This window comes from uncultured Hymenobacter sp., from assembly GCF_964243305.1.
In the GTDB taxonomy this organism is placed as follows: Bacteria; Bacteroidota; Bacteroidia; order Cytophagales; family Hymenobacteraceae; genus Hymenobacter.
The window spans coordinates 47,413-59,619 of sequence record NZ_CAXTEF010000024.1 but is presented as its reverse complement, the minus strand read 5'-3'; the positions used below and the strand labels follow the sequence as shown (position 1 = coordinate 59,619).

General features: G+C 65.4%; 6 protein-coding genes. 3 read left to right on the top strand and 3 right to left on the bottom strand.

What is annotated here, in order from left to right:
- Window positions 1–129: 129 nt before the first annotated feature.
- From ACFE70_RS13820 to ACFE70_RS13810, 3 genes are all read left to right on the top strand, one after another.
- A complete protein-coding gene (locus ACFE70_RS13820; RefSeq protein WP_375418343.1) occupies window positions 130–1,563 on the top strand; it encodes an MBL fold metallo-hydrolase in 1,434 nt (477 codons plus the stop codon).
- A gap of 229 nt (window positions 1,564–1,792) precedes the next feature.
- Window positions 1,793–3,256: a M20 family peptidase gene (locus tag ACFE70_RS13815; RefSeq protein ID WP_375418342.1), complete on the top strand. Its 1,464-nt coding sequence runs from the start codon at window positions 1,793–1,795 to the stop codon at window positions 3,254–3,256.
- Window positions 3,257–3,569: 313 nt separating this feature from the next.
- Window positions 3,570–6,713 (top strand): T9SS-dependent M36 family metallopeptidase, encoded by a 3,144-nt coding sequence (locus tag ACFE70_RS13810; RefSeq protein WP_375418341.1) that lies wholly within the window; start codon window positions 3,570–3,572, stop codon window positions 6,711–6,713.
- Between the two features lie 243 nt (window positions 6,714–6,956).
- On the opposite strand, the gene ACFE70_RS13805 is transcribed toward ACFE70_RS13810, so the two are convergent.
- The 3 genes from ACFE70_RS13805 to ACFE70_RS13795 form a co-directional block, all read right to left on the bottom strand.
- Window positions 6,957–8,459, bottom strand: a complete 1,503-nt coding sequence (locus tag ACFE70_RS13805) for a M28 family peptidase (RefSeq protein ID WP_375418340.1) — start codon at window positions 8,457–8,459, stop codon at window positions 6,957–6,959.
- 123 nt (window positions 8,460–8,582) lie between these two features.
- Window positions 8,583–10,559 (bottom strand): alpha/beta fold hydrolase, encoded by a 1,977-nt coding sequence (locus ACFE70_RS13800; protein WP_375418339.1) that lies wholly within the window; start codon window positions 10,557–10,559, stop codon window positions 8,583–8,585.
- 140 nt (window positions 10,560–10,699) lie between these two features.
- On the bottom strand, window positions 10,700–12,061 hold the full coding sequence (locus tag ACFE70_RS13795; RefSeq protein WP_375418338.1) for an MFS transporter: 1,362 nt from the start codon (window positions 12,059–12,061) through the stop codon (window positions 10,700–10,702).
- Window positions 12,062–12,207 lie beyond the last annotated feature (146 nt).

Below are 12,207 nucleotides of genomic sequence, written 5' to 3'. Positions count from 1 at the left end.
CCTTCGCAACGCAAACCGCCTACCCCCGTACTTTCTGCCAAAGCCAGGCCGGGTGGGCGGGCGCTTTCGGCCCGCCCACCCGGCCGGCCCGGTGCGTTTCCTAACCTCATCCTCTCACCTTCTTCTCTTATGCTTTCCAATTCCGAAACCAGGGCCTCGACCGCCGACCTGATGGACGTGGCGCCGGGCCTGCACGGGCTGCGCGACGTGTTCGTGAACCTCTACTACGCCGCCGCCACCACGCCCGGCCTGGGCGCGGGCCTGCCCACGGCCGGCGCGCCCTGGGTGCTGATTGACGCCGGCCTGCCCGGCTCGGCCACCAAGATTAAGGAGCACGCCGAAAAGCTGTTCGGGCCCAACAACCCGCCCCAGGCCATTCTGCTCACCCACGGCCACTTCGACCACGTGGGGGCTTTGCACGGCTTGCTGGAAGCTTATCCCGGCGTGTTTGCCTACGCCCATCCCCTGGAGCTGCCCTACCTCACCGGCCTGTCGGCCTACCCCCCGCCCGACCCCACGGTGGGCGGCGGGATGATGGCCTACCTATCGTTCACCTACCCCAAGCAGCCCTACGACTTTGGCGGCCGGGTGCAGGCGCTGGCCGCCGATGGCTCGGTGCCCAGCCTGCCGGGCTGGCGCTGGCTGCACACCCCTGGTCACACCTTCGGTCACGTCTCATTTTTGCGCGAAGGCGATAAGGTGCTCGTGGCCGGCGACGCCTTCACGACGGTCGTGGGCGAGTCGGGCTGGGCGACCTACACCCAAAACCAGGTGGTGCACGGCCCGCCCGCTTACTTCACGCCCGACTGGGACGCTGCCCGCGAATCAGTGCAAAAGCTGGCCGCCTTACAGCCCGAAGTGGCCGCTACCGGCCACGGCATCGCCATGCACGGCGAAGAGCTGCGCCAGCAGCTGCAGGAGCTGGCCGGCACCTTCGACGCGGTGGCCCGCCCCAAGCTGGGCCGCTACGCCAAAACGCCCGCCACGGCCGATGCCAGCGGGGTGCGCTCTATCCCGGCGCCGCTGGTGAGCCCGGTAGTGAAGGGCCTGGCCGTAGCCGGCACGCTCGGCGCCATCATCGCGCTGCTGGCTGGTGGCAAGAAGAAAAAGAAGAAAGGCAAAGGCCGCACCGGGTACAGCTCGAAGTCGGGTCCCAGCGGCCCGCGCTACGTGGCCCGTCCGCTGGCCTCGCCCATTGCCCGCCAGGGGCACGATGATGAGGACGAATACAAGCAGGACGAGTTCGGCCTGGATGCATTCAGCCGCGATACCTTCGGCCAGGGCGACGATGACCAGCACGCCGCGTATCAAAGCGACCACGGCCAGAATGAATATGGCCAAGACACTTACGGCCAGGACGAGCCGCGCGACCGCGACCCGCGCGGCTACGAGGTAAGCGAAGAGAGAAGAGCGCCCTCCCGGACCGGCGACTTCCCGCGTCGCACCGCCGCCGACCTCATGCGCAACGATGGCCGCCCCGGCCGCCCCGTGCTGCTGGGCCCCATCGGCGGTGGCAACGGCGAGCCGCTGGTGTTTGCCCACCACTCCAAGCGTTTCGACTAGCGGCCGGGGGGTAGGGATGGCAAGTCCCGGCCCTGCCTGAGCTGAGCAAAGTCCGCCACCAAAAAAAGCCCGCTGCCAACCTGGCAGCGGGCTTTTTTTGGTGGCGGACGCCGGCTTCCCTACCCCCCTTCCCGGCGCGGAAGGGGGGTAGGGAAGCCGGCGCCGGTGGCGCCTTCGGACCGGTTTCCTTCTACCTTGCCGGCCTCCCGGACCTTTAACGGCGTGGCGTATGCGATTCATCTGGCGGTTTCTGGTGGTGGTGGTACTGGCCATCGTGGCCATTTTGCTTTTTAATACGCTGCGGCTGACCTCGCAGCAGCTCGGCGCCGTGCCGGCCGCGCCGGTTCTTTCCCTACCCCCCGACTCGGCGCTGAAGCGGCTGGCGGGCGCGGTGCGCATCCCCACGGTCTCAACCACCGATTTCCGCCAGACCGATACGGCGCAGCTCGGGCGGTTCGGGGCGTATCTGCGGCAGGCTTTCCCCAGGGTGCACCGGCAGCTGCGGCTGGAAAAATTCAACTACTACGGCCTGCTCTACACCTGGCCGGGCACGAACCCGGCGCTCAAGCCGGTGCTGCTGCTAGGCCACTACGACGTGGTGCCGGTGCTGCCCGGCACCGAGGGCAAGTGGGCCCGGCCGCCCTTCGCCGGTCAGCAGGCCGGCGGCTACCTCTACGGCCGCGGCACCCTCGATGACAAGGCCAGCGTGCTGGCCCAGCTTGAGGCCGTGGAATACCTGCTCGGCACCGGCTTTCAACCTCAGCGCACGTTGCTGCTGGCGTTTGGACAGGACGAGGAGACACTGGGCCGGCGCGGGGCGGGCGCTATTGCGGCGGCTTTGCGGCGGCGCGGCGTGCGGGCCGAGTTCGTGCTTGATGAGGGCGGCGTGGTGAAAACCGACGGCGTAGCCGGCCTCAAAAAGCCCGTGGCCCTGGTAGGCATCAGCGAGAAGGGCTACCTGAGCCTGGAGCTGACCGCCACCGGCCAGGGCGGGCACTCGGCCATGCCGCCGGCCCAGACCAGCATCGGGGCCGTAGCGGCGGCCGTCGTGAAGCTGGAGCAGCACCCGTTTCCGGCCCGGCTGGAAGGCGGCGACGACCACCTGCTCGACTACCTGGCCTCGGAAGTGCCCTTCGGGCAGCGGCTCGTGTTCAGCAACCGCTGGCTGTTCGCGCCGCTTATCAAGCGCATTCTGGCGGCCACGCCGGCCGGCAACGCCACCCTGCGCACCACCACGGCGCCCACCATCTTCCGGGCCGGCGCCAAAGACAACGTGCTGCCCATCGACGCCACGGCCACCGTCAACTTCCGCCTTTTGCCCGGCGACTCGGTGGCCGGCGTCATTCGGGAAGTACGCCGCCTTATCAATGATGAGAACATCAAAATTCGCGTCCTGGGCCAGCCCAGCGCGCCCTCGCCGGTCTCCGACCCCGGCGCGCCGCCGTTCGGGCTGCTGCACCGCACCATCCGCAGCGTGTTTCCGGCGGCCGTGGTGGCGCCCTACGTCGTGACCGCCGCCACCGACGCACGGCAGTACGCGGCGCTGAGTTCTAACATCTACCGCTTTCTGCCCGTCCAAGTCAGCCAGCAGGGCATCGAGAGCATCCACGGCAGCAACGAGCGGCTGGCCGTGGCCGACTACCCGACGATGGTGCGCTTCTACGCGGCGCTGATTCGCAATTGTCAGAACTAAAAACTAAAAAAATAAGCAAAATTTTAAAATTGAAATTAAGGAAGTTGCGCCAGCCGGGCCGGCAGCCGCCGGGCCGTGCGCGGCCCCGCCCAGCACCGCTTAGGGAAGGGCTACATCCCTTTAAAACGGCCATACGGCCACGTTTAGGAATCTTAATTTCCAATTGTACTGGCACTTGAGTACGTGTTTTCTTTAATTATACTTATTACAAGGAAATAGTATTTTTTATTGAAGCAGCCGGAAAAATATTATTGAAAATGTCGCATAAAGAGCTGTAATTTTAGGCGACCATTTCACACTTTCCTCATTTATAATGCGAAAACTATTACCCTCGTTAGCTCAATTAGGGCTGACGGCCAGCTTACTGGTAGGCAGCCACGCTGCCTTCAGCCAGAACATGAAAGCCACCGACCCGCAGCCGCTGCCGCAGGCCGCCCTCAACCACCTCAAAAACAACAAGCAGGCCCTCAAGCTCAGCGACGCCGACATTGCCAGCGTGCAGCTCAGCAGCCAGACGGTGTCGAAAAACAGCGGCGTCCAGCACCTCTACCTCCAGCAGGCGTACCAGGGCATTGAGATTCATAACGCCGTGACCAACATGAACCTGGCCAAGGATGGCGAGGTGCTGAACGTGGGCGGGCGCTTCGAGAAAGACCTCACCAAGCGCGTGAAAACCACCAAGCCCCGCCTGACGGCCGCGGCCGGCGTGGCGGCGGCGGCCCGGCACTTGCAGCTGAGCCCGCAGGCCCTGACCGCGCAGAAGCAGGTTGGCGGCGCGAGCCAGGAAGTGGTGTTCTCCAAGGCCGGCATCTCGCTGGAGCCGATTTCGGCCAAGCTCGTCTATCAGCCCCTGGCCGATGGCAGCCTGCGCCTGGCCTGGGAAGTGTCCATCTACGAGCTGGACGCCCAAAACTGGTGGAACGTGCGGGTGGATGCCTCCACGGGCGAGTTTTTGGAGAAAGACAACCTGGTGACTCACTGCGAGTTCGACAACAACGGTCCCGGCGGCCTGCCCCTGCGCGAGGTCAGCACCGCAATTGGTGCGCGCCAGCCGTTCAGCTTCACCACGGCCGTAGCCGCGGCCACGGCCAACGTTTATAACGTGTACCCGCTGGTGACGGAAAGCCCCAGCCACGGGCCGCGCGCGCTGGTCGGCACGGATGCGGCCAACCCCAAGGCCTCGCGTAACGGCTGGAACACGGGCCTGCTCGGCGTGACGTACACGACCACGCAGGGCAACAACGTGCACGCCTACGAGGACCCCGACAATAACAACAACACGGCGGGCCTCAACTACAGCCCCGACGGCGGCGCGGCCCTCGCGTTCGACTACCCGGTAGACTTTACCCAGCCGCCGGTGACGTACCGCGACGCGGCTACCACCAACCTGTTCTACTGGAACAACATCATGCACGATGTGTGGTACCAGTACGGCTTCGACGAGCAGAGCGGCAACTTCCAGGCTGATAACTACACCCCGCGCCTGATGAACGGCGTGCCCGTGGGCGCCGCCGACTACGTGCGGGCCGAGGCCCAGGACAGCCGCAACGTGGCCGCCACGCGCAACAACGCCAACTTCGCCACGCCCGCCGACGGGCAGATGCCCCGCATGCAGATGTACCTGTGGAGCGGCATCCCCGACAAGGACTTGTTCCGGGTGACTTCGCCGGCCGGCGTGGCCGGCACCTACCCCGCCCTGGAAGGCACCTTCAGCCAGAAGCTCACCCCGACCCCCGTTACCGGCAAGCTGGTGGTGGGCGCGGCTGGCACCGGCACCCCGGAGCAGGGCTGCGGCGAGTTCACGAATGCGGCTACGGTCAGCGGCAACATTGCGGTGGTGTACCGCGGCACCTGCAGCTTTGCCGATAAGGTGCAGAATGCCCAGAAAGCCGGCGCCATCGCCGTCATCGTTATTAACAACGCCCCCGGCGGGCCTATCAGCATGGGCGGCACGCCCACGCAGGCCACGCCCGCCATCGTCATTCCGGCCGTCATGATCAGCCAGGCCGACGGGCAGCGCATCCGTACCCTGCTCGATGGCGGCACCGAAGTAGCCGTGGCCCTGAAGAACGACGGCTCCGGCCCGGAGCTGGACGGCGACTTCGACAACGGCATCATCGCCCACGAGTACGGTCACGGCATTTCGACCCGCCTCACCGGCGGCCCTGACAACGTGAGTTGCCTGCGCAATGCCGAGCAGGCCGGCGAAGGCTGGAGCGACTGGTTCGGTTTGATGCTGACCACCAAGGTGGGCGACACCGGCACCAAGGTGCGCGGCATCGGCACCTACGCCTCGGGCCAGCCCACTACGGCCCGCGGCATCCGCCCGGCGCCCTACAGCACCGACTTCGCGGTGAACAACTTCACCTACGGCGCCACCAACAACGTGGCCGCCATCAGCCAGCCCCACGGCATTGGCTTCGTATGGGCCACCATGATTTGGGACCTGAACTGGGCCCTGATTGACAAGTACGGCTACAGCGCCGACCTCTACGCCGGCAAGGGCGGCAACAACCTGGCCATGCAGCTCGTCATCGACGGCCTGAAGCTGCAGGTGTGCAGCCCCGGCTTCGTGGACTCGCGCGACGCGATTCTGCTGGCTGACCAGACCAACAATGCCGGCGCCAACCAGGAGCTGATTTGGAAGGTATTCGCCCGCCGCGGCCTGGGCTTCAGCGCCAAGCAGGGCCTGAGTTCCAGCCGCAGCGACCAGGTAGAAGCCTTCGACCTGCCGCCCGTGTATGCCTGCTCGGCCCCGACCATCGCCGTCTCGCCGGCCAACGCCGGCTTCACCGGCGCCGCCCCCAAGACCATCTACCTGGGCTACGGCGCGCAGACCGTCACGCTGACGGCCAGCGGCGACCCGACCAACACCTACACCTGGTCGCCGGCCGCGGGCCTGAGCAGTGCCAGCATCGCCAACCCGGTGTTTACGCCCACGAAAGCCGGCTCCTACACCTTCACCGTGACCAGCGTCAACGCCGACAAGTGCACTCGCACCGCTACAGTGCGCATCGACGTAATCGACGTGCGCTGCGGCACCAAGAACAAGCAGGTGCAGGTTTGCCACAGCGGCAAAGTGCTGTGCGTAGGCCAGAATGAGGTGGCCCTCCATCTGAACCACGGCGACCGGGTAGGCACCTGCGCCGCTCCCGCCGCCGCCGACGGCCTGCTGGCCGGCGAAAGCGCCGCCTCGGAGCTGACGCTGACCGCCGCGCCTAACCCCGCCGGTGCCCGCACCAACCTCTCGTTCACGCTGCCCCAGGGCGGCGCTTACCGCCTGGAGGTGCTCAACATGCAGGGTGCCACCGTGGGCGTCGTGGCCGAAGGCAGCGCCAAAGCCGGCGAGAAGTTCTCCTACGAGTTCAGCCGCAACCGCCTGGCGACGGGCGTGTACATGGCCCGCCTCGTGGCCGGCAGCAAGAGCAAGTTCACCCGCATCGTCCTGCAAGACTAGGGGGGTAGGGAATTGTAAGTAAGTTAAAAGGGCGGCCGTGCTGATGCACGGCCGCCCTTTTTTTGGTTGGAATTAATTCAGTTGAAGAGATGAGAACGTCCTGCTGAGCCCCGCGAAGCATCTTGCCTGATTAGTAACTCAATCGGGAGGGTAAGCTGATTACTTCCCCTGGCAAGATGCTTCGACAAGCGGACGCTAGATGAAGCATGACGTTCTCATTCCGTTCAGTTACTATTCCCTACCCTACCGCTCCAGCTTGAAGCCGGGCTCCGGCGCGGGGCGCTGGGCGCGGTTGGCCACGGCCCAGCCGGTGAGGTACATCCAGCGGGTCATGCCTGTGAGCTTGGGGTAGTTGATGCGGGTGGGCTCGTCGCGGGGCGTGTGGTAATCCACGTGCAAGAGTGAGGTGTACATGATGGCCGGGATGCCGAGGCGGGCGTAGGGCAGGTGGTCGGAGCGGAAGTACCAGCCCTCGGGGTGGGTGGCCTTGTCCCACTCGGTATCGAGTTTGAACTTCGGGCCGGCCTGGTTGGCAGCCAGGGCGGTTTTGACTAAATCCGACGAGTTCAGGTGGGGCGGGATAGAGCCCAGCAGCGCGGCCGAGTCGGGGGCGTTGCGGCCCATCATCTCGGCATTCAGTACCGCCACGATGGAGTTTTGCGGCACCGTAGGGTGGGCCGAATAGTAGCGCGAGCCCAGCAGGCCGCGCTCCTCGGCGCCGTGATATACGAACAGGGCCGAGCGCCGCGCCGGCTGCTGCTTAAAGGCGCGCATGATGGCCAGTAAGGCCGCGCAGCCGGTGGCGTTGTCGTCGGCGCCGTTGTAAATCGAGTCGCCGGCCACGGCGGCGCGCACGCCGTCGTGGTCCTGGTGGGTGCTGAAGAGCACGTTTTCGGCTTTCAGCTTCGCGTCGGTGCCGGGCAGCTTCGCCACGATGTTCACCGATGGGTACTGAAACGTCTCCACTTTCAGCTCGGTGCTGAGCTGCTGGCCGGCCTGCTGCACCCAGCTCAGGGCGCTGGCGGGCAGCCAGATGGTGGGCGTCTGGCTCACCACTTTCAGGTTGGCGTCGCCGGGCAGGCCGTAGCGCCCGCGCTCGTAGATGTGACTCCAGTGGTCGTAGATGGCCTGGGCTGGGGCATCGGAAACGAACACCACCGCCACGGCGCCGGCCTTGGCCAGCTCGGTGGTTTGGGTATTGAGCTTGCCGAACAGGTAGCGCCGGTAGCTGATGCCATCGGTGGGCGCCCCCGAAATCAGCAGCGCCACCGCCTTGCCTTTCACGTCGACCTTGGCCAGCTCGGCCGGTGTGGCCGTGCCCACGTACACGAGCGGCGCCGTCACGCTGGCATTGGTCGGCACGACCACGGCGGCATCCTGGTTGACGCGCAATTGGTGGCTGCCGATGCTCAGGCGGCTGTCCTTGGTCAGGCGCGTGCGCTGGAGCTGGAAGAACTGGAAGTAGGTGCCGTTGTCGCCGGCCGGCGCCAAGCCGATGGCCTTTATCTGGTCGGCCAGCCACACCGAGGCGTTCAGCTCATCGAGGGTGCCTCCTTCGCGGCCCCGATAGTGGTCGCCGGCCAGCGCGAACAGGTCGCGCTTGATGTCAGCTTCGCGGATGGCGGCCAGGGCATTGGCGGGTTTGGCCGCGGAAGGGGGGGTAGGGATTTTCTTCTGGGCGTGACTGAGTTGGGGCAGCGCCAGGCTGAGAGCGGCGGTAAGGGCAGCGAGGAAGGGTTTGGTCATAAAGAAGGGGGTAGGAAATTAACCGCGGAAGACGCAGAGGCAAACGCAGAAGAGCCGCAGAGGATGTTTTGCTGCGCTTTTTCTGCGTTTTTCTTCTGCGTCCTCTGCGGTGAAAAACAAAAACTATTTCACCAGATTATCGCGCAGAAACAGCATCATGGCGCCGTAGGTGTAGTCGCGGTTGGCCTTCTTGGCCAGGCTGTGGCCCTCGTCCTTGGCCATGATGTACCAGACCGTGGTGCCCTGCTTTTTGAGGCCGGCCACCATCTGCTCCGATTCCGACAAGGGCACGCGCGGGTCGTTCTGGCCCTGGTACACGAGCATGGGCTTGGTGATGTTCTGGATTTTGTTGATGGGCGAAATCGTCTCAAACGCTTTCAGCATGGCTGGGTCGCGCTCGTCGCCGTACTCGGCGCGGCGCAGGTCGGCGCGGTAGGGGCTGGTATTTTTCAGGAAAGTGACGAAGTTGCTGATGCCGAACAGGTCCACGCCGCAGCGCATCCGCTGGTTGTAGTTGGTCATGGTGGCCAGGCACATGTAGCCGCCGTAGGAGCCGCCGTACACGGCCACGCGCGAGGCGTCCAGGCCCGGCTGGGTGCCTATCCAGTCGAGCAGGGCGCCAATGTCCTTGACCGAATCCTCGCGCCGGGGGCCGTTGTCGAGCTGCAAGTACGTCTTGCCGTAGCCGGTCGAGCCGCGCACGTTGGGCACGAGCACGGCCACGCCCAACTCATTGACCAGCAGATTTATCAGGGCGCTGAAGTTGGGTAGCGACTGGCCTTCCGGCCCGCCGTGGATGCTGAGCAGCACCGGCACCTTGCCCGTCGCCTGTACGGCACTCTTGGGCCGGTACACGAAGGCCGGAATCAGCCGCGGCTGGCCACTCACCTGGTCAAACGTGGGGTACTGAATCAGCTCCGGTTCCACAAAGCTGGCCGGGTTGAGGCCGCCGATTTCGCTGGTGGTCCAGCGGGTGAGCTGCTTGCTGCCTGAATTCATGCCGAGGTCCAGCACGTAGGCGTCGGCGCTGCTGCGGGCCGAGGCCAGCGTGAGGGCCAGGCGGCGGCCGTCGTCGTGGAGCTTGAAGCTGCCGATGACGCCCTTAGGCACGTTGGGCACGGGCTGGTAGGCGCGGGTTTTGGTGTCGAGCGCGTAAAGCTTGGAGTAGCCGCCCTCGTTGGTCGAAAACACCAGCCGGCTGCCGTCCTTGCTGCGCTCCATGTTCTCCACGTCCCACGGAATCTGGCTTGAAAGCGCCGTGAGCTTGCTGCTCGCCAGGTCCAGGTAGCGCAGGGTTTGAAACTCGCTGCCCTCGTTCGAAATCAGAAACAAGCCCTTGCCATCGAGGCTGAACTCGACTCCGGAATACGCGACGGGGGTAGGGAGTTTGTGCAGCGGCTCCAGTTGGCGGCCGGTCAGGTCGAAGCGGAACAGCTCACTCTCGTTGATGGATTTGTAGTTGCTCAGAATCAGCTGGCGGCCGTTATCCGCCCACGCGGCCACGCTCCAGCCGCCGCCCTTCAGCTCAGCCAGCGCGGCGGGTTTGGCGGTGCCTTTGACGGCGAAGTCTTGCACGAACAAGTCCAGGTCGGCGCCGTTGCGCTGGTTGCTCATGTAGGCGAGCTGGGTGCCGGCGCGGTTCCAGCCCTGAAACTGGTTGCGGCTTTTGCCGTCCGTGAGCAGGCGCGAGCTGCCGGTGCCCAGGTCGAAAAAATAGATTTGGTAGTTCTCGTTGCCGCCCTCGTCACGGCTGTAAATAAAGCCGTTTTGCTTCTTATCCGGGCAGGTTGCCACCGCGGCCAGCGGCTCTTTGAAGAAGGTGACTTGGCGCCGGTCGGCGCCGGCCGCGGCCACGTGGTGAATCTGGGGCACCTCGGCAAAGCGCGTGCTGATGAACAGACCCCGGCCCTCGCGGTCCCAGTCGGCGACGCTGGCGCCGCGCACGTTCTGGTACTGGTCGACGCGAGCCAGCAGGTCGGCGGGCAGGGCCGGGATGTTCTCCACCGTCAGGTTGCCGATGTCGCGGCGCGGCGCGGGGGTAGGCGTTTGGGCCTGGGCGCCGGCGGCGGCCAGCAGGGCGAAGAGTAGGAGCTTTCTCATATGAAACAGGACGTAGTTGAGTCGGTAAGATACACGCCGCTAGTCAATAACGCGCGTGAGCAGTAGCGCGGACTTTGTAGTCCGTGTTCCCGCGCCATTCGGTGGCTCTGGTGGTGAGGACGCGGACTACAAAGTCCGCGCTACTGCTCGGCTCCCACGTACACCTTTTCCTTTAGCCGCGAGGCCACCAACGCAAACAGCGCCACGTTCAGGGCCATCAAGCCCGCCGAAAACCAATAAAAATTTGCGCCCTGCAAGCCCGCCAGCAGGCCGCCGCGCGCGATGCTGTTGTGGAGCAAACTCAATCCAAAGTTGGCCACCGCGATGGTGAGGATCCACAGGGCCGTGGTCAGGCTTTTGAGGGCCTTGGGCGCGTGGGTGTAGGCGTATTCCAGGCCCGTGATGGCCACCATGATAACGCCGCCCACCAGCACGCAGTAGGCCAGCACCTGCCACCACGCCGAGGGCACCTGCCCCGCGTCGAGTCGGCTTTGCACCCCGCCGATGATAAGTACGGCCAGCGCCGCAATCACCATCCCGACTCCCATGCGCCGCAGCGGCGTGACCCGCACCCCGCGCCGGGCCAGCGCAGGATATACGCCGTAGGTGAGCAGCGGATTGAGTAGAATACCGAACACGATGCCCGTCACTTGCAGCTGCTCGGCCAGTGGCTGGAAGCCCGGCCACAGCTCCCGGTTGAGGTGCGTGGCTTGCAGCACCCACTCTGACGAGCTTTGCTCATTAAGCATCCAGAGCACTGGCACGAAGGCGAACACGGTGAGGATGCGGCCCAGCGCGGCGCGGCCCTCGCCCGGCCCGAAGGTTTGGCGCAGGCCGGCGCGCAGGCCCGTGGGTGGCACGCCCACGTAGCGGCGCCGGCCCAGCCAGAAGGTGAGGGCCGCCGCGCCCATCAGCAGGCCCGGCACGCCGAAGGCCACGGCCGCCCCGAAGTGCGCGTAGAGAAGCGGCGTCAGCACCGTAGCTACAGCCGCGCCGACATCAATGGCCATCTGAAACCAGCCGTAGGCCTTGGGCAGCAGGTGGGCGTTGTGCTGCGTAAACTGGTCGCCCAGGTTGGCCGTCACGCTCGACTTGATGCCGCCCATGCCCACGGCCACCACCAGCAGCCCCAGCCGAAACCCATCCAGATTCTCGTTGAACGCCGCCAGCAGCGCGTGCCCGCCGCAGTAGAGCACCGACAAATACAGAATCACGCGGTATTTGCCCAGCACCCAGTCGGCCAGCAGCGCGCCCACTACCGGCAGGGCGTAGCCCAGCGCCGCGAACGAGTGCACCAGCGCATTTACCTGCGACTCGGCCCCGGCCGTCAGCGCCGCCTCGTGGGTTGGGTTGAAGAACTGCGCCACCAGAAACGTGGGCAGGATGGCCAGCATCCCGTAGTAGCTGAAGCGCTCAGCCACCTCGCTGCCGATGATGAAGGGCACCGCGCGCGGGAAGCGGGCAGTTTCGGCGGGCGGCGCGGGGGCTACGTTGGGACGCATAGGAAGAGCTTATGACGACCGATTTACAACCAATAACTGAAATGCAGCGCTGCCAGCCAGCGCGGCTTGGCCCGGGAACGCCGACGCTTCCTACTTTCCTACCCCCCGTCGCCCGGCCAATGTAGAGACGCGATATTCCGCGTCTG